The 20051-nt window shown below is 66.4% G+C and carries 20 protein-coding genes; 10 read left to right on the top strand and 10 right to left on the bottom strand.

The genetic code is table 11. The features are described 5' to 3' along the window. Both mltA and AC07TU_RS15505 read right to left on the bottom strand, forming a co-directional pair. A complete protein-coding gene (gene mltA / locus AC07TU_RS15510) occupies positions 1 to 1236 on the bottom strand; it encodes a murein transglycosylase A (protein WP_495188817.1) in 1236 nt (411 codons plus the stop codon). 20 nt (positions 1237 to 1256) lie between these two features. After that, positions 1257 to 1904, bottom strand: coding sequence for a Tim44/TimA family putative adaptor protein (locus tag AC07TU_RS15505; RefSeq protein WP_495188816.1), 648 nt, complete (start codon positions 1902 to 1904; stop codon positions 1257 to 1259). A gap of 188 nt (positions 1905 to 2092) precedes the next feature. Between AC07TU_RS15505 and secB the strand changes: the two genes are divergently transcribed. Genes secB through trpS form a run of 3 tightly spaced genes read left to right on the top strand, consistent with a single transcriptional unit; the run spans position 2093 to position 5224 of the window. Next, positions 2093 to 2602, top strand: coding sequence for a protein-export chaperone SecB (gene secB / locus AC07TU_RS15500; RefSeq protein WP_495188815.1), 510 nt, complete (start codon positions 2093 to 2095; stop codon positions 2600 to 2602). Positions 2603 to 2624: 22 nt separating this feature from the next. Continuing rightward, the gene (gene murJ / locus AC07TU_RS15495) at positions 2625 to 4190 is read left to right on the top strand and encodes a murein biosynthesis integral membrane protein MurJ (protein ID WP_495188814.1); all 1566 of its coding nucleotides are present in this window, start codon (positions 2625 to 2627) and stop codon (positions 4188 to 4190) included. A 26-nt stretch (positions 4191 to 4216) separates the two neighbouring features. Continuing rightward, the gene (gene trpS, locus AC07TU_RS15490) at positions 4217 to 5224 is read left to right on the top strand and encodes a tryptophan--tRNA ligase (RefSeq protein WP_066576262.1); all 1008 of its coding nucleotides are present in this window, start codon (positions 4217 to 4219) and stop codon (positions 5222 to 5224) included. 15 nt (positions 5225 to 5239) lie between these two features. Here trpS and AC07TU_RS15485 read toward each other — a convergent pair whose 3' ends face one another. From AC07TU_RS15485 to AC07TU_RS15475, 3 genes are all read right to left on the bottom strand, one after another. Then, entirely contained in the window at positions 5240 to 5506 is a 267-nt protein-coding gene (locus AC07TU_RS15485) for a DUF1294 domain-containing protein (RefSeq protein ID WP_495188813.1), read from the bottom strand. An 8-nt stretch (positions 5507 to 5514) separates the two neighbouring features. Next, positions 5515 to 6888: a glutamate--cysteine ligase gene (locus AC07TU_RS15480; protein WP_495188812.1), complete on the bottom strand. Its 1374-nt coding sequence runs from the start codon at positions 6886 to 6888 to the stop codon at positions 5515 to 5517. Positions 6889 to 6956: 68 nt separating this feature from the next. Beyond that, positions 6957 to 7700, bottom strand: coding sequence for a 16S rRNA (uracil(1498)-N(3))-methyltransferase (locus tag AC07TU_RS15475; protein ID WP_495188811.1), 744 nt, complete (start codon positions 7698 to 7700; stop codon positions 6957 to 6959). 378 nt (positions 7701 to 8078) lie between these two features. Here AC07TU_RS15475 and AC07TU_RS15470 point away from each other — a divergent pair, with 378 nt between their 5' ends. The 4 genes from AC07TU_RS15470 to AC07TU_RS15455 are packed head-to-tail and all read left to right on the top strand — an operon-like array spanning position 8079 to position 12338. Continuing rightward, positions 8079 to 9221 (top strand): ArnT family glycosyltransferase, encoded by a 1143-nt coding sequence (locus AC07TU_RS15470; RefSeq protein ID WP_495188810.1) that lies wholly within the window; start codon positions 8079 to 8081, stop codon positions 9219 to 9221. A gap of 43 nt (positions 9222 to 9264) precedes the next feature. Continuing rightward, positions 9265 to 10182 (top strand): 4-hydroxybenzoate octaprenyltransferase, encoded by a 918-nt coding sequence (gene ubiA, locus AC07TU_RS15465; RefSeq protein WP_495188809.1) that lies wholly within the window; start codon positions 9265 to 9267, stop codon positions 10180 to 10182. Between the two features lie 31 nt (positions 10183 to 10213). After that, positions 10214 to 11560, top strand: coding sequence for a TldD/PmbA family protein (locus AC07TU_RS15460; RefSeq protein WP_495188808.1), 1347 nt, complete (start codon positions 10214 to 10216; stop codon positions 11558 to 11560). Continuing rightward, on the top strand, positions 11553 to 12338 hold the full coding sequence (locus AC07TU_RS15455; RefSeq protein ID WP_495188807.1) for an inositol monophosphatase family protein: 786 nt from the start codon (positions 11553 to 11555) through the stop codon (positions 12336 to 12338). Before AC07TU_RS15460 ends, AC07TU_RS15455 begins: the two co-directional genes overlap by 8 nt. Before the next feature lie 4 nt (positions 12339 to 12342). Here AC07TU_RS15455 and AC07TU_RS15450 read toward each other — a convergent pair whose 3' ends face one another. The 3 genes from AC07TU_RS15450 to AC07TU_RS15440 are packed head-to-tail and all read right to left on the bottom strand — an operon-like array spanning position 12343 to position 14763. Continuing rightward, positions 12343 to 12831 (bottom strand): hypothetical protein, encoded by a 489-nt coding sequence (locus AC07TU_RS15450; protein ID WP_495188806.1) that lies wholly within the window; start codon positions 12829 to 12831, stop codon positions 12343 to 12345. Further along, positions 12831 to 13547: a hypothetical protein gene (locus AC07TU_RS15445; protein ID WP_495188805.1), complete on the bottom strand. Its 717-nt coding sequence runs from the start codon at positions 13545 to 13547 to the stop codon at positions 12831 to 12833. The genes AC07TU_RS15450 and AC07TU_RS15445 overlap by 1 nt, the downstream gene beginning before the upstream one ends. 7 nt (positions 13548 to 13554) lie before the next feature. Next, positions 13555 to 14763 (bottom strand): toxic anion resistance protein, encoded by a 1209-nt coding sequence (locus AC07TU_RS15440; protein ID WP_495188804.1) that lies wholly within the window; start codon positions 14761 to 14763, stop codon positions 13555 to 13557. A gap of 161 nt (positions 14764 to 14924) precedes the next feature. On the opposite strand from AC07TU_RS15440, the gene AC07TU_RS15435 reads away from it, so the two are divergent. The 3 genes from AC07TU_RS15435 (at position 14925) to AC07TU_RS15425 (ending at position 18038) form a co-directional block, all read left to right on the top strand. Next, complete coding sequence (locus AC07TU_RS15435; protein ID WP_495188803.1) at positions 14925 to 15095, top strand: hypothetical protein; 171 nt, start codon at positions 14925 to 14927, stop codon at positions 15093 to 15095. 43 nt (positions 15096 to 15138) lie between these two features. Further along, positions 15139 to 16953, top strand: a complete 1815-nt coding sequence (typA, locus tag AC07TU_RS15430; RefSeq protein WP_495188802.1) for a translational GTPase TypA — start codon at positions 15139 to 15141, stop codon at positions 16951 to 16953. Between the two features lie 188 nt (positions 16954 to 17141). After that, positions 17142 to 18038, top strand: a complete 897-nt coding sequence (locus AC07TU_RS15425) for an OmpA family protein (RefSeq protein ID WP_495188801.1) — start codon at positions 17142 to 17144, stop codon at positions 18036 to 18038. A gap of 80 nt (positions 18039 to 18118) precedes the next feature. On the opposite strand, the gene ruvB is transcribed toward AC07TU_RS15425, so the two are convergent. Both ruvB and ruvA read right to left on the bottom strand, forming a co-directional pair. Then, positions 18119 to 19147 carry a Holliday junction branch migration DNA helicase RuvB gene (gene ruvB / locus AC07TU_RS15420; protein ID WP_495188800.1) on the bottom strand — a complete coding sequence of 343 codons (1029 nt, stop codon included), beginning with the start codon at positions 19145 to 19147 and terminating at the stop codon, positions 18119 to 18121. 103 nt (positions 19148 to 19250) lie between these two features. Continuing rightward, complete coding sequence (ruvA, locus tag AC07TU_RS15415) at positions 19251 to 19850, bottom strand: Holliday junction branch migration protein RuvA (RefSeq protein WP_495188799.1); 600 nt, start codon at positions 19848 to 19850, stop codon at positions 19251 to 19253. Positions 19851 to 20051 lie beyond the last annotated feature (201 nt).

Raw genomic sequence — 20051 nt, 5'->3', positions numbered from 1 at the left:
TCAGTCGGCGCCGTGGCGCGCCAGCGTTCCCTTGGGCAACAACAGCCATGCGGTGCCGCGCGCGGACATACCGCCAGCGATCGCCCGCGCATCGTCGCCCGCGCCCCAGAAGGTGTCGAAGCGGTTGCTGCCCTTGATGGCGCCGCCGGTATCCTGGTTGACCCAGATGCCCGTCGCGTCCTGACGGTCCATCGACAGGAAGACCGGCGCGCCCATCGGAACGAACTTGGGATCGGCGGCAACGCTGCCGCGCCCGGTCACGGGATAGCCCATCGCGCCGAGCGGGCCGGCACCGGTCAACTCGCGGAAGAAGACGTAGCTCTTGTTCTCGCGCATGATCGCGCGCCCATCTTCGGGGTTGTTGCGCAGATAGGCCATGATCCCCTGCATCGACCCCTGCCCCTTGGGCAGGATGCCGCGGTCGATCATCAGCTTGCCGATCCCGGTATAGTCGCGCCCGTTCTGGCTGGCATAGCCGATGCGCATGATCCCGCCATCGGGCAGCCGCAGCCGCCCCGACCCCTGGATCTGAAGGAAGAACAGCTCGACCGGGTCAGCCGCCCAGCCGATCTCGAGCCCGCGCCCCTGCAGCGCGCCCTGCTCGATCGCGGTGCGGTCGTAGAAGGGCACGAACTTGGTGCCATCAACGCGCCCCCGGATCGAACGGCCCTTGAGGTTGTCGGAGAAGGTGCCGAGGTCGACGTCGATCAGGTCCGCGGGGCGGCCGTAGATCGGCACTTCATAGCCCGAACGCCGCGTGCGCGATCCGGAGATCTCCGGCTCGTAATAACCGGTGGCGAACGCCTTGCCGTCGGCCACCTGCACCGCTTCGAAATAGCGCGCGAAAAAGGCGGTGGCGTCGCGCGGCTGCGTCGTCCGCGCCGCGTCGCACGCCGCACGCCAGTCCTCGGCGCGGGTCAGACCGCTGGCGTCGGTGCGCTTGATCAGGCTGGGGCAGCTGGTCCGGAACGCCTCCAGCGCGCGCGTCGCACCGATCGCGGTGATCGGAAGCGCGGCAATGTCCGGTCCGGCGACCAGTCCCGCCGATGCGGCAGTCGCGGTGCTCGCCGTGGCAGCGGGCGCAGGCTTGGGCGGAAGCGGAGTCGCAGCCGTAGGCTGACGGACGGGAGGGCCAGCAGGCGCCGGTCGCACCGCTCCCGGTCGCGAGGGCACCACGCCCGACGAACAGGCGCTAACCGCTACGGCCAGCGCCGCTACCCCCCAAGCCCGCATCATTACCCCTCAGGCTTCGCCAGTTAGGCTTCGTCCGTATCGCTGAGCTTCCAGTTCGGATCGTCGCTGCGCAGATCGCGGCTGAACGTCCACACGTCATGCGTATCGACCGCATCGGTGAGCGATCCGGCGATGACATTGCCGTCCTTGTCGCGCGTCACCGCGGCGATATCGGCATCGAAGCGCATCGTGACGCGCGCCATACGGCCTTCAACCGCGATTTCGGCGATCACCGCGCGCTCGATCGAGATCAGGCGGTTGTCGAGCGTCTCGCCCGCAGCCTCGCGCGCGTCGATCGCAGCGACGAAGCTGTCGCGCACCGAATCCTCGACCAGCCAGGACAGCGTGTCGCGATCGCCCTTCCAGAAAGCTTCGAGGATCATGCGGTAGGCCGACTTGCCGCCTTCCACGAACTGCGCGACGTCGAACGACGGATCGGCGGCGACCAGCGCACGCAGCCCGCCCTCGGCGCCCGGCTCCACCGAGCGCGGACCCGCATCACGGACTTCGGCCGGAATATCGATCGTGCGCGGCATTGGCGGCGCGCCGACACGCTCGTCCGCTGCGCGCGGCAGCGGCTGCTGCTCATGCCCGGTGCGCTTGCCCAGCACCGAATAGAGCCGGAGCGCCAGAAAGGCCGCGATCGCTGCAAACAGGACGACTAGATACACTTTGGACACCTCGTTTCACGCTCCACATAGGCAGGATACGCGCGGTATTCAAATATAGCATGAACAACGCCCCGCGCCGAGGGAGTGCGCACGCCCGTTGAAACACCGCATCGCCCCTGCTAGGCGCGACCGTCATTCCAACGCGGCGTGCCGCGACATGTTTCCCTGAAAAGAAGGACTTTCGAACGATGGACGAGCCGGAAAACGCAGCGCCGCAGGGTGAGCCGCTCGCGAACGGCGCCGATACCGCTCCCTCGGTGGGCGTTATCTCGCAATATGTGAAGGACTTCTCGTTCGAGAATCCGAATGCGCCCGCCGTCTACCAGATGCAGGGGCAGCCGCAGTTCGACGTGCAGTTCAACATCGGTTCGGGCGAAGTCGGGCAGGACGTGCACGAAGTCGTCCTCAAGATCGACGTGCGCGCCGAGAATGAAGGCCAGGTCGCGTTCGTCGTCGATCTTTCCTATGCTGGCCTGTTCGCGGTCCGCAACGTTCCGGCCGAGCATCTCCAGCCCTTCCTGCTCGGCGAAGCGCCGCGCCTGCTCTTCCCGTTCGCGCGCCGCGTGCTGGCCGACGCCGTCCGCGACGGTGGCTTCCCGCCGCTGATGCTCGAGCCGATCGATTTCAACGGCCTCTACTACCAGCAGCTCGAGGCGCGTACCGCCGAGGGCGCCGCCGGGGAAGCCGGCCAGGCCTGATTCCGGCTTTCGGGGCCATCCCATGAACCTTGTCCGGGCACTCGGGTCGATCGGCGGGCTGACGCTCGCCAGCCGCGTGCTCGGACTGGTCCGCGATTCGCTGTTCGCGCGCTATGTCGGGGCAAGTTTCGCCTCCGACGCATTCCTGATCGCCTTCCGCCTGCCCAATTTGTTCCGCGCACTGTTCGCGGAAGGAGCATTCAGCGCCGCCTTCGTGCCGATGTTCAGCAAGAAGGTGGGCGAAGCCGGCGGCGACACCAAACCGGCACTGTCCTTCGCGGAGGAGGCGCTGTCGGTCCTGCTGCCGGTCCTGATCCTGATGACCGCGGTGATGGAGATCGCCGCCTATCCGGTCGTCTGGGCAATGTCGGGCGGGTTCAACGACGTAACGCCCGGCCAGTTCGCCTTCGCGGTCGAGCTGTCGCGGATCACCTTTCCCTATCTGCTGCTGATCAGCCTCGTCTCGCTGCTGGGCGGCATCCTCAATTCGCTCCAGAAATTCTGGGTCAACGCCGCCGCGCCGATTCTGCTCAACCTGACGCTGATCGCGGCCCTGCTGTTCTTTCACAACGACGACACGCTGCTGACCGCCCGCAACCAGGCGATCGCCGTGACTGTCTCGGGCGCGCTTCAGCTGCTCTGGCTGATCCTTGCCTGCCGCGCCAACGGCGTGAAGCTGCGCATCCGTGCGCCGCGCCTGTCGCCGGACGTGAAGAAGCTGCTGTCGCTGATCGGTCCCGCCGCTGCCGGCGCGGGTGCCACCCAGATCAACCTCATCATCTCGACGGCACTGGCCGCCAGCCTGCTGGCCGAGGGTTCGGTATCGTACATCTACTATGCCGACCGGCTGAACCAGCTTCCGCTCGGACTGATCGGCATCGGGCTCGGCACCGTGCTGCTCCCCACCATCGCACGCCAGCTTGGCGCCGGGAACGACGATGCGGCGATGCACACGCAGAATCGCGGGGCGGAGCTGGCGCTGTTCCTCACCCTCCCTGCGACCGCCGCGCTCGTCATCTGCGGCGGCCCGATCGTCGGGGCATTGTTCCAGCACGGCGCGTTCACCGCAGAGAACACGGTCAAGACCGCCCAGGCGCTCGCCGCCTTCTCGGTCGGTCTGCCTGCCTATATCCTGGTCAAGGTGCTGACCCCCGGCTTCTACGCCCGGTCGGACACCAAGAGCCCGGTACGCTACGCCACCATTTCGATCGCGGTGAACCTGGCGCTCAACCTCGCGCTGATCGTGCCGCTCCAGCATATGGGGCCGCCGCTCGCCACCGCGGTCGCGGCCTGGGTCAATGTCGCGCTGCTCTATCGCGCGCTGGCGAAGCGCGGCCATTTCGTCGCCGACGACCAGCTCCGGCGCCGCGTCTGGCGGCTGGTCGGCGCATCGGTCGCGATGGGCGCGGTCATGTTCTTCCTCAACGACCTGTTCACGCCCTACATCCACGGCGCGTGGACGATCCGCACCGCGGCGATGCTGGTGCTGGTCGGCGCCGGATGCATCGTGTACGCGGTCGCGTGCTTCGGCACCGGAGCGGTGCGGATCGGCGACTTGAAAGCGCTGTTCCGGCGTCGCGCCGCCTAGGAACCATCCAACCACAGAGAAGTGCAATGCGCGTCGTTTCCGGCATCAAGCCCACGGGCAACCTCCACCTCGGCAACTATCTGGGTGCCATCAAGCAGTGGGTGGGGATGCAGGCCGATGTCGACGCAGCGGGCGGCGAGAGCATGTACTTCATCGCCGATCTGCACGGCCTGACCGAATGGATCGAGCCGGCTGCGCTCCACGCCAATACCTTCGAGATCGCAGCCGCGATGATCGCGAGCGGGATCGATCCGAAGAAGTCCATCCTGTTCAATCAGGCGCGCGTCCCCGCGCACAGCGAGCTGTCCTGGCTGCTCAACAATGTCGCGCGCGTCGGCTGGCTCAACCGCATGACCCAGTTCAAGGACAAGGCGGGCAAGAACCGCGAGGGCGCGAGCGTCGGCCTGTACGACTATCCGGTGCTGATGGCGGCGGACGTGCTGATCTACTCGACCACCCACGTGCCGGTGGGCGAGGACCAGAAGCAGCATCTGGAGCTGGCGCGCGACATCGCCGCCAAGTTCAACCTCGATTATGGCGTCGAACTGCTCGTCCAGCCCGAACCGCTGGTGAGCAAGGAAGCGCCGCGGATCATGTCGCTGCGCGACGCGACGCAGAAGATGTCCAAGTCAAACCCGTCGGACGCGGCGAGGATCAACCTGATCGACGACGATGACGCCATCGCGCAGAAGTTCCGCAAGGCGAAGACCGATCCGGAACCGCTCGGCGAGACGTTCGAGGATCTCAAGGACCGGCCCGAGGCGAAGAATCTGGTGACGATCTTCGCCGCACTGTCGGATCGCACGCCGCAGGACGTGGTCGCGGAATATGCGGGTCAGGGCTTTGGCAGCTTCAAGCCGGCGCTCGCCGACCTCGCCGTCGCGAAGCTCGGCCCGATCCGCGACGAGATGGTGCGCCTGACCGCCGATCGCGCCGCGGTCGATGCCGTACTGCGCGACGGTTCGGACCGCGCCGCTGCCCTCGCCGCCCCGCTGCTGCGCAAGGTGCAAGAGACGATGGGGCTGCTGGTCTGAAATCCAGCCGGGGCGCTAGATCAGCAGCCAGCCGATCAGCGCCCCGATCTGCACCCCAACGATCAGCAGCAGCAGCGCCGAGAAAGGCTGCTTGCGCGTCTTGTGCCGGAACAGGTGCCGCGCGAGCAGGGCTGCGGGCGATCCGCCGATCAGTGCGAGCAACAGCAGGTCCGCTTCACGGATTCGCCGCCCACCCGCCACTGCGCGCCTTTTGTCGTGCCGGAAACTCAGGAACGTGACGAAGTTGACGAGTAGGAGGTAGATCGAAATCGCGGCGGTCAACGCGGTTCCTAGAACCGGTTCTCGGCGTACATCCGGCAGGCGTCGCCGTCCCACTGGCCCCGATAATGTTCGAGCAACACCTCTGCGGGTACCTTCCCCGTCCGCACGATCTCACGCAGCGGATCGAGGAAGCCGCTCTCATTGTCGCCCGCCGAGTTGAGGCGGCCGCGGGCGGTCAGGCCCGCACCGGCGATGTCGATCACCTGCCCGGCAATGTCGCGCAGCTTGCCACCGCCCGGCAGCGGTGCGTCGAGGCCGAGCTTGGGCACGCTGTCGCGCAGCTCCTGCCGCCCGGCCATGTCCCAGCCCTTGACCAAATCCCATGCCGCATCGAGCGCGCCCTGGTCGTAGAGCAGGCCGACCCAGAGGGCCGGAAGCGCACAGATCCGGTCCCACGGCCCGCCATCGGCGCCGCGCATCTCGAGGAAGGTCTTGAGCCGCACTTCGGGGAAGGCGGTAGAGAGGTGATCAGCCCAGTCGTCGATCGTCGGCTTTTCGCCCGGCAGAACCGAAAGCTCACCCTTGAGGAAGTCGCGGAAGCTGAGGCCCGCCGCGTCGATATATTTCCCGTCACGGTAGACAAAGTACATCGGCACATCGAGCGCGTACTCGGCGTAGCGCTCGTACCCGAAGCCATCCTCGAACACGAAGGGCAGCATGCCGGTGCGCGCCGGATCGGTGTCCGACCAGATATGGCTGCGATAGGAGAGATAGCCGTTGGGCTTCTTCTCGGTGAAGGGCGAGTTGGCGAACAACGCGGTCGCCAGCGGCTGGAGCGCAAGGCCGACGCGGAATTTCTGCGCCATGTCCGCCTCGCTCGAATAGTCGAGGTTCACCTGGATCGTGCAGGTGCGCAGCATCATGTCGAGGCCCAGGCTGCCGACGCGCGGCATATGGCGCAGCATGATCCCGTAGCGGCCCTTGGGCATGATCGGCAGTTCGGCGCGAGTCTTGTCGGGCCACATGCCGAGGCCGAGAAAGCCGAGGCCGAGTTTCTCGCCCACCGCCTTCACCTGATTGAGGTGACGTCCGGTCTCGGCGCAGGTCTGGTGGAGAGTCTCCAGCGGCGCGCCCGACAGTTCGAGCTGCCCGGCGGGTTCGAGGCTCACCGTCCCGTCGGGGCCGGACAGCGCGATCACGTTGTCGCCCTCGGTCACCGGCTTCCAGCCGAACTGGGTCAGCTCGGCGAGCAGGTCGCGGATGCCGCCCGGCTCGTCATAGGACGGCGCGTGACGATCCTTGACCGAATAGACGAACTTCTCGTGCTCGGTGCCGATTCGCCAGCGCTCGGCGGGCTTTTCGCCACCGGCAAAATAATCGAGGAGCTGCTGACGGCTCTCGATGACAGGCGCGTTGCTGCTTACAGCCGTCTTGGTGCTCATGCGCGGCATGTAGGCGCGCGTAACGATCCGCGAAAGAGGGGATGAAACACCCTATTTTCAGTGGGAAATTACCAGTCCCCCGCGGCCCCCATCCACAGGCTCACCGCCGCTGCCGCCGCGGTCTCCGCACGCAGGATCCGTGGGCCAAGCGAGATGCCGGTTGCCAGCGGCATCGCGCGGATCGCATCGCGCTCCTCCACGTCGAACCCGCCCTCGGGCCCGATCAGGATCGCCGCTGGACCGCGATGCGCACGCATCGCCTCCAGCGCAGGAACGCCGCCGGTCTCGTCGGCGAAGAACAAGGCACGGTCCGCCGGCCAGTCCTTGAGCATCGCCGCCAGCTTTACCGGCTCGACCAACTCGGGCAGCGCGGTACGGCCGCATTGCTCGGCCGCCTCGATCATGTGGCTGCGCAGCCGGTCGAGGTTGAGCTTGTCCACCACCGCACGCCGGGTCAGCACCGGCGCCAGCCGCGCAACGCCCAGCTCGCAGGCCTTTTCCGCGACCCAGTCGATCCGTCCCTTCTTGATCGGTGCGGCGCACAGCCAAAGGTCCGGCACCGCCTCGCGCATCCGCAGCTGCTCACGCACTTCCAGCGTCACGTCGCGCTTGCGCACCTCGGCGGCGACCGCCAGCCACTCGCCGGTCGCATCGTCGAAGAGCTTGACCGGATCGCCCGCCTTCAGCCGCATCACGCTCGCCAGATAATGTCCCTGCGGCCCGTCGATCCGCCGCAATTCGCCCTCGGTCAACGCGGGTTCCACGAACAGCCGCGGGGTCGATTGCGGCGGCCAGGCGGGGGTAGCGATCACGGACTCTCCAGGGACTTGCATCGCCGCCTTGTAACCCGAACCGATGGACACGGAAGCACCGATTCCCCGGCCGTATTAACCAAGAATAGTCAAATATGGTGACCGATGTCTCATAATAGCCCGCACCCGCGTCACGTTAATCATCAACTATTCTACCAATCCCGGTGAATCATCTCGAACGTTGGGTGCATGGACAGGGCAGCGATTCGCAGCGACATGCAAACGGTATCGCGACAGGCGATTAACCACTTTGCGACCTCACCGCATATTGTTCCCGCGGTTTTCGCTCTTGCGCTGGCTCTGCGCGTCCTCAGCATCATTCTCATACCAATTCAGCCGGATTCGGATGCACTCTGGTATCTGCAGCGCGCGGGCGAGATGGCCGAGGGTGCGGGATATCAGGAAGCCGGTCATCCGACCGCATTCTGGCCAGTCGGATATCCCGCACTGCTCGCGGGGAGCATGGCGGTCTTCGGCCCGTCGCTATTCGGCCCGATCCTGCTCAATCTTGCGGCAGTGACGCTCAAGCTCTGGCTGATCCTGTGGTTTTCCCGCCGGCTCGGCATGGGCGAAGCGATCGGGCGCGGTGCCGCGCTACTCTACGCCGTCTATCCGGCGCATATCGTCTATGCCGGCACCGCGGCGTCGGAGGTGACGGCCACCGCCGTCACCATGGGTGCGATGGCGGTGCTGCTTGCAGCGCGCGGCCGGATCGGGCCGTCGCTGGCCGCCGGGCTGCTGTTCGGCGCGGCCACGCTGATGCGGCCCCAGACGCTGCTGCTCGCTCCTCTGCTTATCGCGCTCATGTGGCTGACCCTGCGCGATTATGGCTGGCGCCGCGCCATCGTCAGCGGCGTAGCCGCCTATGGCGCGTTGATGCTGGTGGTTCTGCCCTGGACCGCGCGCAATGCGATGGTGCTCGGTACCCCTGCCCTCGTTTCCACCAATGGCGGCGTCGCGCTTCAGGCGGGGGCCAATCCGCTCGCCAATGGCGGCTATTTCCAGGTCGAGAAGTCACCGCTCTGGCCGCAAACCGGCATCGATTTCCGCCGCCGGGTCGAGGATCAGGTGGAAATGGACCGGCGGCTCAAGGCGATGGCGCTCGACTGGATCAGGGAAAACCCGGTCGCCTGGACTCTGCTCGGCTTTCGCAAGGTCGCCACGCTCTGGGCCAAGGACAGCGACGCCTTCTGGTCGCTTGACGCCAGTCATGCGCATCACAAGCCCGTATGGACCGGCGTGAAGACGGCGAACCAGCTCTACTATCTCGCGCTGCTGGGACTGGGCGCGCTGGCACTGTCGATCGCCGCACGCGCGGCGTGGCAGCGCGACATGCGCGTCGCGCCGCTGCTGATCATCGGCGCGATGCCCTTCTTCTGCACGGCGCTGGCTTTCGGCTTCACCGGGCAGACGCGCTACCATTTTCCGGCGATGCCCTTCATGTGCATCGCCGCGGCTTATGCGATCGCGCGTCTCTCACGCGCCCGGCGGGAGTCGCAAAAAGCGGCGCTCGCCGGATAATTCGCTGTCCCGCTGCCCCCTCTCTGTGGCAGCAGGATCCGGTATGACCGACGCGACACAGACCGTCCCCGATACGGAGCATCGCGGCCTGATGCGCCTGCTCCCCGCCGCGGCGCGGCCTTATGCGCTGCTTGCGCGGTTCGACCGGCCGATCGGCTGGTGGCTACTGTTCTGGCCGGGCGCCTGGGCAATCGCGCTGGCCGGCGGCGCGGTGCATCGCTGGGACCTTATCCTGTGGTTCCTGCTCGGCAGCATCGCGATGCGCGGCGCAGGCTGCGTCTACAACGATATCGTCGATCGCGACCTCGACCGGCAGGTCGCGCGCACCCGCAGCCGCCCGCTCGCCAGCGGCGCCGTCACCCACAAGGCGGCGTGGATCTGGCTCGTCTCGCTCTGCCTGATCGGCCTCGTCGTCCTCGTCCAGCTCAATCCGTTCGCCGCAGCCATCGCGCTCGCCAGCCTCGCGCTGGTCGCCGCCTATCCCTTCATGAAGCGCATCACCTGGTGGCCGCAGGCATGGCTCGGCCTGGTCTTCTCCTGGGCGGCGCTGGTCGGCTGGGCGACTGTGGCGAGCGAGCTCCCTCCTGCCGCCCTGATGCTCTACACCGGCTGCATCTTCTGGGTGATCGGGTACGACACCATCTACGCGTTGCAGGATGTCGAAGACGATGCGCTGGTCGGCGTACGCTCCTCCGCCCGCCGTCTGGGCGAGAATGTCCGCCTTGGTGTCGCCGCCTTCTATGCCGTTGCGATCACCCTCTGGGGCGCGGCGCTGTGGCAGATCCGCCCCGACAAGCTCGTGCTCGCCGCCCTCGCGCCCGCGGCGATCCATCTGCTCTGGCAGGTCGGTACGCTCGCCCCGGCCGATGGTGCCAACGCGCTTCACCGCTTCCGCTCGAACCGCTTTGCCGGGCTGCTCGTCTTCGCCGCTTGTTTCGTCGTCGGGACGACGGCCTTTTGACGTTGGCGCACCGACTTCCTAGATCGCCGCGATGCTGACCTCCGAACAGGCCCGAGATCGAGTCCAGGACGCCATTGCCCGCGCGCGCAAGGCTGGTGCGGACACCGCTGATGCAATGCTTTCCGGGGGCGAATCGCTGTCGGTCTCCGTCCGCCTCGGCGCGCTCGAGGATGTCGGCCGCGCCGAGCATGAGGAACTGGGCCTGCGCGTCTTCGTCGGGACGCGATCGGCAAGCATCTCCTCGACCGACCTGACGCCGGCCGCGCTCGACACGCTCGCCGAACGCGCCGTTGCCATGGCGCGCGAGGCGCCCGAAGACGAATGGGCCGGCCTCGCTCCTGCCGATCGCCTGCTCCGGGGCAATATCCCCGATCTCGACCTCGACGATGGTGAGCTTGGCGATCCCGCCGCGCTCAAGGCACTGGCGCTTGCCGCCGAGGATGCCGCCCGCGCCATTCCCGGCGTCACCAACAGCGAAGGCGGCGGGGCCTCGGCCAGCCGCAGCATCTGGGCACTCGCCACCAGCCACGGCTTCGCAGGCGCCTATGCGGTGACCAGCCATGGCCTGTCCGCCAGCGTTCTAGCCGGCGAAGCGGGTGCGATGGAGCGCGACCATGCCCATCACAGCGCCCGCCATGCCCGGCACCTCGAATCCCCCGAGGAGATCGGCCGCCGCGCGGGCGAACGCGCCGTCGCGCGCCTCAACCCCGGCCGGGTCAAGAGCGGCACGATGCCCGTGGTGTTCGATCCCCGTATCGGCTCGAGCCTGATCGGGCATCTGAGCGGTGCGATCAACGGCGGCGCGATCACGCGCAAGACCAGCTTCCTGCTCGACGCGATGGGTACGCGCATCTTCGCGCCGGGCATCCGCATCCAGGACGATCCACACCGCCCGCGCGGCATGCGTTCGCGTCCGTTCGACGGTGAAGGCCTGCCCGTCTCCCCCGTCGCGCTGGTCGAGGACGGCAAGCTCGAAACCTGGCTGCTCGACAGCGCCGCCGCGCGTCAGCTCGGGCTTGAGCCGACCGGCCATGCCGTTCGCGGCATCGGCGGTGCGCCGGGCACCGGCCCCAGCAATCTGTTCATGGACGCGGGCAAGGTCCCGGTCGAATCGCTCATCGCCGATATCGGCTATGGCGTCTATGTCACTGAACTGATTGGCCAGGGTATCAACATCGTCACAGGCGACTATAGCCGCGGCGCCGCCGGATTCCTGATCGAGAATGGCGAGATCACTGGTCCCGTCTCCGAATTCACCATCGCCGGCACGCTCCAGTCCATGTTCGCCGAACTCGTTCCGGCCAACGACCTGGAGTTCCGCTACGGCATCAACGTCCCGACCCTTCGCGTCGACGGGATGACAGTCGCCGGTGGCTGAGACGCTCGCCTCCGCGGTCAGCGCCATTGCTGCCGAGGCGGGTCGGCTGGCGCTTGCCCGCTACGGGCAGGATGTCCGCAAATGGGAGAAATCCCCGAACAATTTCGTGTGCGAGGTCGATCTGGCGGTCGACGAACTGCTTCGCGCGCGCCTCTCCGCACTGCTCCCCGACGCCGGCTGGCTATCGGAGGAAACCGCCGACGATCTTGCCCGCCTGTCGGCCAGTCGCGTCTGGGTGGTCGATCCGATCGACGGCACGCGCGATTTCCTGCGCCATCGTCCCGGCTGGGCGATCTCGGTTGCGCTGGTGGAGAATGGCCAGCCCGTGATCGGTGTACTCGATGCACCGGTCCGCAGCGAACATTGGCTGGCGGAAAGGGACAAGGGCGCGACCCGGAACGGGATCACCCTCGCCGCCTCGGACCGCACCGAACTCACGGGCGCACGCGTCCCCGCGGACGACCTGCCCAAGGTCGATCGTCACCTGACGATGGTCGACAAGCCCAATTCGATTGCGCTGCGCATGGCGATGGTCGCTTCGGGCGAGGCCGACCTGCTCGCGACCTTCCGCTGGGGAAACGAGTGGGACATTGCCGCCGCCACGCTGATCGGCCGCGAAGCGGGTGCGAAGGTCACCGACGCGCTCGGCAAGAAGCTGCGCTTCAACACGCCCGCGGGCGAGGCGTTCGGCGTGCTCACCGCCGCGCCGGGGATCCATCAGGCTGCGGCGGATCACCTCCGCAGCCGTGCCGTCGAAGCGCTCGGCCGGCCGCGATAGGCGCCTATTTCGCGCCGCCGTCCAGATCGCCGACGCACTGCGTGTCGGGTTCCTTCACCGCCATCCGCTTCAGTTCGCGCGTCCGCGCGCTGATGCCCGGAAACAGCGTGTCGGGCGCGACCTTGTATGATTTGATCAGCCGTACCGCCCATTCATAGTGGCGCGCGCCGGCGGCACAGCTGTCGCTGCCGCCATCGCCCTCACCCCAGACCCTGCGCCACGGCGAGTTGCCTTCGCGTGTCAGGATCATCTGGAAGCCGCCGACGCCGCCTTCACCTTCGGCATAGGCAATGGCCCGGCTGCCATCGTGAAAGACGCGCAATTTCCTGAACGTGTAGCGGAGCCGGGGATCATCATCGCCCTTCAGCGTGCTGATGATCGCGGTGCGTTCCGCGCTGCCGGCACGTGGCGTGTAGACGCCATTCTGCGGGCCGGAAAGCGCGGCTGCGGCAAGTAACGCCGGTGCCGCGATCCCCGTCAACAAGGGCGACATCAGGCGCCGCCGACCTCATCGTCCCCGCGATACTTGACCTGCAGGTACCGCCCGCGCGTCGCCAGTGCATCCAGATCACCCTGCGCCAGTTGCCGGGACATATCGGAAATCTCCTGATCGATCAGGCTGAGGCCATCGACCAGCTGCTTGTCCGGGGACTGGCCGAACCGGTCCTGTCCACGCAGATTCTGCGGCACGCGCTGATAACCCTTGATCAGCTCGGGCAGCTGTTCGCCGACCAGCTTGCGCACTTCGGCCGCCGCGGGCTCGCCCTCGTTGAGCGTCTTGAGCTGCCCGGCCAGCACGTCGAGCTTCATCCCGATCGAATCGAGCAACGGCATCGCCGCGCCGGGCAATGTCGGCCGCTGGCGGTCGAGCCATTCCTCGGTACGCAGCGGCAGTGTCACGAGCGGCGCTTCGCCGAATTTCTCGGGCGCGACTTCCTTGCTCGCCGGGGCCAGTCCGAAGAACAGCGTCGCGGCGATCAGCAGCGCCATCACGAGCAGCGCCCCGCCCATTCCCAGCGGAATGAACCAGCCCAGGATCATCGCGCCGATGACGATCACGCCCACGGCGCCCGCGATGCGGCCGACGCGGGTCAGGATTTCGGCGTCGCGGCGCTTCTTCGCGCGCGTGCTCAGCGCCGTGTAGCGCTCGCGGGAACGGTTGAGCACGGCATCGGCACGGGCAATCTCACGGTCGATCTCGCTTGGCATGGCAGACTTACAGCGCCTCCAGCTTGAACTGCTCGGCGCCGCCCGAAACCTGGTTCTGCGCGGCACCCTCGGCCCGGGCGATATAGCCCTTCGACTTCTCGACCTCGTTCGACAGCACGTTGACCGTGGTCTTCATGTTGTCGAGCGCCTTGAGCTTGAACGTGTCGATCGCGTCCATCGTGTCGTAGATGTTCTGGAACGCACGCTGCAGCGTCTCGATCGGGATCGTGCTGCTCGCCGCCTGCTCGTGGACCATCGCCGTGTTCTGCTTGAGCAGATTTCCGGTCGAATCGATGATGTTGGCGGTGGTGGTGTTGAGCGCGGTGATCTGGTCGAGCACCAGCCGTTGCGCCGTCAGCGCCTGCGCCACCGTTACCGCAGTGCGCAGCGCACCCACGGTGGTGGTCGACGCGCGATCGACGCCCTTTACCAGCTCGACATTGTTCTTCTTGACCAGATCGAGCGCCAGATAGCCCTGCACCGTCACCGCCATCTGCGTCAGCAGATCCTGGGTGCGCTGGCGGGTGTAGAACAGCGCAGTCTCGCGGACCGCCTTGGCCTTGGCCGGATCGCTATGGTCGAGCTCGAGCGCCTTGTCCTCGAGCTTCTGGTCCATCTCCTTGGAGATGTAGATCATCTGCTCGAGCCGGCCCATCGCCGCCCACAGATTCTGCCGCTCCACGTCGATCGCGGCATTGTCCATCAGCAGCTCGTCCTTGCCCGACTGCAGGCTCTTCAGGATCGATGCGATGTGGGTCTGGCTCGATTTGTAGCTGTCGAAATAGTTGCGCAGGCTGTTGCCCATCGGGATTAGACCGAACAGCTTCTTGCGCTGGGTCAGCTTGCCCTTCTTGCCGGGATCGAGATCCTCGACCACGCGCCGCAGCTCCGCCAGGTCCTTGCCGACACCGACATCCTTGTCCATCGCCCGCACCGGCCGGTCGAGAAAGCGGTTCGACTGACCCGCGGCGTCGCGAATCTCCTTCGATCCCATCGCAGTGATCGCATCGACGCGCTTGCCGAACTCGGGCGAGTTCACGTCCTGCGCCACCAGATCATCGATGAAGCTCTCGACGCGCGCAACCAGCTCGGTCTTCTTCGCGTCCTCGACGGGCACCAGCCCCGCCATCTTCTCGGGCGGCCGCTCCTTGAGCGGTTCCGGTGCGGTCAGCACCAGATCATCGGTCTTCTCGACAGTCGCAGTCTCGGTCGCCATTTGCCCATCTCTCCAGCGGTTCCTCACAAGATGAACGGGAACCGCGTACGCTTCAAGTGTATCGCCAATATAATACACTTGAACTATGGTGCAACCGACCGATGTTGTCAGGGGTTCCAGATGACGCTGGCTGTTAACATATCCGCGCTAGGATGGGTGGCATGGAACGCAGGCTGAAGATGATGATCGCCGGTTCAATCGCCGTGTGGGTGCCGGTCTCCACGGCTGCCCAGCCCTCGCCTGCGGTCATCGATCTGGACAAGGCCTATCGGCTGAAGGCCGAACCGGCCGACGAATCACCGGTACTTCCCGCGCCGCACAAATTCCGCTAAGGGCGCGCGCAACCCGCGATTCCGCGGCATCCAGGATATTCGCATGAACCTTCGTAACGTGGCGATCATCGCCCACGTCGATCATGGCAAGACCACGCTCGTCGACCAGCTTTTCCGCCAGTCCGGCACCTTCCGCGACAACCAGCGCGTCGAAGAGCGCGCGATGGATTCGAACGACCTCGAGAAGGAGCGCGGGATCACCATTCTCGCCAAGCCGACCTCGGTCGAGTGGAACGGCACGCGCATCAACATCGTCGACACCCCCGGCCACGCCGATTTCGGCGGCGAGGTGGAACGCATCCTCTCGATGGTCGACGGCGTCATCCTGCTGGTCGACAGCTCCGAAGGCGCGATGCCGCAGACCAAGTTCGTGACCGGCAAGGCGCTGAAGCTCGGCCTGCGCCCGATCGTCGTGGTCAACAAGATCGACCGTCCGGACGAGCGCATCCAGGAAGTGCTGGACGAAGTGTTCGACCTGTTCGTCAGCCTCGACGCGACCGACGAGCAGCTCGACTTCCCGGTCCTCTACGCCTCGGGCCGCAACGGCTATGCCAATGAGGATCCGACGCTGCGCGAGGGCACGCTGGAGCCGCTGTTCCAGAAGATCGTCGATCACGTTCCCCCGCCCGCGCTGGACGTGGACGCGCCGTTCACCTTCCTGGTCACCCTGCTCGACCGCGACAACTTCCTCGGCCGCGTCCTCACCGGCCGCGTCACCAGCGGCAAGGTCAAGGTCAACCAGCCGATCCATGCGCTCGACATGGACGGCAACGTCATCGAGACCGGCCGCGCGTCGAAGATCATGTCGTTCCGCGGGCTCGAGCGCGTTCCGGTGGACGAGGCACAAGCGGGCGACATCATCAGCCTTGCCGGCCTGACCGTCGCGACCGTCTCCAACACCATCGCCGACACCCAGGTCAGCGACGCGATCCAGGCGCAGCCGATCGATCCGCCGACGCTGTCGATGCGCTTCGCCGTCAACGACAGCCCGATGGCAGGCCGCGAGGGTACCAAGGTGACGTCGCGCATGATCCGCGACCGCCTGCTCCGCGAAGCCGAATCGAACGTGGCGATCAAGGTCACCGAAGCCGCCGACAAGGACAGCTTCGAAGTCGCCGGCCGCGGCGAGCTTCAGCTGGGCGTCCTCATCGAGACGATGCGCCGCGAGGGCTTCGAGCTCGGCATCAGCCGCCCGCGCGTGCTGTTCCGTGAGGAAGAGGGCCAGAAGATGGAGCCGTACGAGACGGTCATCATCGACGTGGACGAGGAGCATTCGGGCACGGTCGTCGACAAGATGAACATCCGCAAGGCCGAGATGACCGACATGCGCCCCTCGGGCGGCGGCAAGACCCGCATCACCTTCAGCGCGCCCAGCCGCGGCATGATCGGCTACCATGGCGAGTTCCTGTCGGACACGCGCGGTACCGGCATCATGAACCGGCTGTTCGAGAAGTACGGCCCGCACAAGGGCAGCATCGAAGGCCGCAAGAACGGCGTGCTGATCTCCAACGGCGCGGGCGAGGCGAACGCCTATTCGCTCAACACGCTGGAAGACCGCGGCATCCTGTTCGTCGGCCATGGCGAGGCGCTGTACGAGGGCATGGTGATCGGCGAGAACGCCAAGCCGGAGGACCTTGAGGTCAATCCGATGAAGGCGAAGCAGCTCTCCAACGTCCGCTCGTCGGGCAAGGACGACGCGATCCGCCTGACCCCGCCGAAGAAGATGACGCTGGAACAGGCCATCGCGTACATCGACGACGACGAGATGGTCGAGGTGACCCCCAAGACGATCCGCCTGCGCAAGCGCCACCTGGACCCGCACGAGCGCAAGCGCGCGAGCCGGGCGAAGGCAGCCTGAATGCGCTCGATTTAAGGTTAAGATTTGGGAAGGCGCCGGGGGAAACTCCGGCGCCTTTCTGTTTGGGCGGAGCATCGGCCCGTCGCACGTTTTGCTCCGACAGGCGCAGCCGCGCTCACCCTGCGGAACCACAATTCTGCCTGACGGTTCCGCCCGCCAACGCAGCATAGCGTTTCAAGGAGAGCAGAGTGCGTATCGTTTCGCAAACCCCCAAGATGATCCTGCCGCTGGCCCTGCTTGCCGGCGTGGCGCCCGCCAGTCTGGCCCAGACGCAGGAAACCCCGCCCGCCGACGTGTCCATCTATGGTACGCAGCCGGCCGCGCCGGCCCCTGCCGAGATGGCCAAGGGCCCTGAGGTCAAGGGCATCATTTCCGCACGCAGCGGGGACAAGGTGCAAGTCACCACCGCCGACGGCTCCAGGACCATTGTCGCGGTCACCGACGCCACCAAGATCAAGGCCAGCGGCGGCTTCCTTGGCCTGGGCGGCAGCAAGCTTGCCGCAGCCTCGCTGCTCAACGGCCTGCCGGTGACGATCAAGACGCTGCAGGCGGGCGACACGCTCGTGGCGAGCCAGATCAACCTTCAGAACAAGGATCTGAAGACCGCCAACATGATCCACAACGGCACCGACCAGCGCTTTGCCGAGCAGACTGCGGCGACCGACGCGCTGCGCAGCCGCGTGGGCGATATCGACCAGTATAACATCAAGGGCACGACCAACGTGAACTTCGATACCGGCAAGGCGGTCCTGTCGGCCCAGGCAAAGGCCGATCTCTGCGCCGCGGCACAGCAGGCCGAAGGGATGGACAACGCCCTGCTGCTGGTCGTCGGCTACACCGATTCGACGGGAAGCCAGGAGTTCAACCAGACGCTGAGCGAGAAGCGCGCCAGCAGCGTCGTCAACTATCTGCAGCAGGCGTGCAAATGGAAGCCCTATCGCGTGCTGACCCCGACCGGGATGGCAGAATCCGATCCGCTGGCGGACAATACGACGCCTGAAGGCAAGGCGCAGAACCGCCGCGTCGCGGTGAACATCATGGTCAGCAAGGCCGTCGATGGGCTGCAGGAAGCGCGCGTGAACTGAGGAATGACGAAAGCGCCGGGGATATCCCGGCGCTTTCTTCGTGGTGACGGGTTTCCCGGATAGCGGCGATCCAGGGCCCGCTATTTTCCATCGAACAGCCCGTCCTGCGCACCCGCAGGCGGGTTGAGGCCGAGATGCTTCCAGCCCGAAGCGTTGAGGCAGCGGCCGCGCGCAGTCCGGGCGATCATGCCGATCTGGATCAGATAGGGCTCGATCACTTCCTCGACCGTGTCGCGCGGCTCGCTCAGGCCCGCGGCGAGCGTCTCCACCCCCACCGGTCCACCCCGGTAGATGTCGGCAATCATGGTGAGGTAGCGGCGGTCCATCGCGTCGAGGCCGAGCGCGTCGACCTCGAGCCGGTTGAGCGCGGCGTCGGCCGCGCGGGCGTGGACGATCGTCTCCCCCGCAACATTGGCGAAGTCGCGCACGCGGCGCAGCAGGCGCCCGGCGATGCGCGGGGTGCCGCGCGAACGGCGGGCGATCTCGGCGGCGCCATCCTGCGCGATGCCGAGGTCGAGTAGGCCGGCGGCGCGGGTGACGACACGGGTCAACTCCTCCACCGTGTAGAATTGCAGGCGGACCGGGATGCCGAAGCGGTCGCGCAAGGGCGTGGTGAGCAGGCCCTGCCGCGTCGTCGCGCCGACCAGAGTGAAGCGCGGCAGATCGATGCGGACCGAGCGCGCCGACGGCCCCTCCCCGATCATCAGGTCGAGCGCGCGATCCTCCATCGCGGGATAGAGCACTTCTTCGACCGCGGGCGCGAGACGGTGGATCTCATCGATGAAGAGGACGTCGCCATCCTCGAGATTGGTGAGCAAGGCGGCGAGATCGCCCGACTTGGCGATGACCGGGCCGGAGGTGGCGCGGAAGCCCACGCCCATTTCCTTGGCGATGATCTGCGCCAACGTGGTCTTGCCAAGGCCGGGCGGGCCGAAGAACAGGACATGGTCGAGTGCGTCGCCGCGCTGTCTGGCAGCTTCGATGAACACGCGGAGATTGTCGCGCGCGGCCCGCTGGCCGACGAACTCGTCGAGCGACTTGGGGCGCAGCGCAGCGTCGACGTCCTCGGGACGGCGGGAGGCGGTGAGGATGCGGTCGGGTTCAGTCATTGCGGTCTTGGAGCGGTTTGCGAGAGCTTCGAGGCAGCCGTTTGGGGCGCGGTGGATGCTGAAACAAGTTCAGCATGACGGAAGAAAGAAGGAGTGAAGGGGATCACTTCGCTGCCTTCCGAAGCGCAAGACGCACCAGCGCGTCGAGGCTCGCGCCCGGCCCCAATTCGTCAGTGGCCGCATTGACCGCATTACTCGCCTCGGCGGGCTTGAAGCCGAGGTTGAGCAGGGCTGAAACCGCGTCGTTCGCGGCGCCGCTGGCGGGAACCGCAACCCCCGCCCCGCCGCCGCCGAGCGCGATGGCGCCAGCCTTGTCCTTGAGTTCGTTGACGATGCGCTGGGCAAGCTTCGGCCCGACCCCATTGGCACGCGCGATCATCGCGGCGTCGGCGCGGGCGACGGCGGTCTGCACCTCGGCCGGGGAGAGGATGGACAGGATCGCCAGCGCGACCTTGGCCCCAACCCCCTGAACGCTGGTGAGCAGACGGAACCAGTTGCGCTCGTCCGCCGAGGCAAAGCCCATCAGTCGGATCGAATCCTCGCTGACCAGCATTTCGGTGTGGACGGTGACGAATTCGCCAAGACTGCCCAGCGCGGCCAGCGTCTTTGCCGACGCGCCGACGAGATAGCCGACGCCGTTCACGTCAATCACCGCATGGTCGATGCCGGTCGCAGCAAGATGGCCGTTGAGATGCGCGATCATCGAGCGGTACCCAGATACCGGAAAGTCTCAAACGTCCCACTCCCACGCGCGTGCGAGCAGCCGGGTGACGTGCGTTTGGCAGTATCGGGGGCGAAGCAACAGACCATGCCGGTACATAAGCGGAACAGGGCTGAGTAGGAAAGCGAAAAGGCCGCTGGCCCCTTGGCATGGACGGCCGCCGCCCCATCTCATCCGAGGACA

It is taken from the genome of Sphingomonas sp. GW821-FHT03E12 (genome assembly GCF_059420685.1).
The sequence above is the reverse complement of the archived record's forward strand: the minus strand, read 5'-3'. Positions and strand labels throughout refer to the sequence as shown.

Bases quoted from the DNA above. Each gene is read 5' to 3' on its own strand.
- AC07TU_RS15470 (WP_495188810.1), top strand. From the start codon at position 8,079: ATGGCCGAGGGTGCGGGATATCAGGAAGCCGGTCATCCGACCGCATTC.
- AC07TU_RS15460 (WP_495188808.1), top strand. From the start codon at position 10,214: ATGCTGACCTCCGAACAGGCCCGAGATCGAGTCCAGGACGCCATTGCC.
- typA (WP_495188802.1), top strand. From the start codon at position 15,139: ATGAACCTTCGTAACGTGGCGATCATCGCCCACGTCGATCATGGCAAG.
- secB (WP_495188815.1), top strand. From the start codon at position 2,093: ATGGACGAGCCGGAAAACGCAGCGCCGCAGGGTGAGCCGCTCGCGAAC.
- ruvA (WP_495188799.1), bottom strand. From the start codon at position 19,850: ATGATCGCGCATCTCAACGGCCATCTTGCTGCGACCGGCATCGACCAT.
- AC07TU_RS15445 (WP_495188805.1), bottom strand. From the start codon at position 13,547: ATGCCAAGCGAGATCGACCGTGAGATTGCCCGTGCCGATGCCGTGCTC.
- murJ (WP_495188814.1), top strand. From the start codon at position 2,625: ATGAACCTTGTCCGGGCACTCGGGTCGATCGGCGGGCTGACGCTCGCC.
- AC07TU_RS15440 (WP_495188804.1), bottom strand. From the start codon at position 14,763: ATGGCGACCGAGACTGCGACTGTCGAGAAGACCGATGATCTGGTGCTG.
- ruvB (WP_495188800.1), bottom strand. From the start codon at position 19,147: ATGACTGAACCCGACCGCATCCTCACCGCCTCCCGCCGTCCCGAGGAC.
- AC07TU_RS15435 (WP_495188803.1), top strand. From the start codon at position 14,925: ATGGAACGCAGGCTGAAGATGATGATCGCCGGTTCAATCGCCGTGTGG.
- AC07TU_RS15450 (WP_495188806.1), bottom strand. From the start codon at position 12,831: ATGTCGCCCTTGTTGACGGGGATCGCGGCACCGGCGTTACTTGCCGCA.
- trpS (WP_066576262.1), top strand. From the start codon at position 4,217: ATGCGCGTCGTTTCCGGCATCAAGCCCACGGGCAACCTCCACCTCGGC.
- mltA (WP_495188817.1), bottom strand. From the start codon at position 1,236: ATGATGCGGGCTTGGGGGGTAGCGGCGCTGGCCGTAGCGGTTAGCGCC.
- AC07TU_RS15480 (WP_495188812.1), bottom strand. From the start codon at position 6,888: ATGAGCACCAAGACGGCTGTAAGCAGCAACGCGCCTGTCATCGAGAGC.
- ubiA (WP_495188809.1), top strand. From the start codon at position 9,265: ATGACCGACGCGACACAGACCGTCCCCGATACGGAGCATCGCGGCCTG.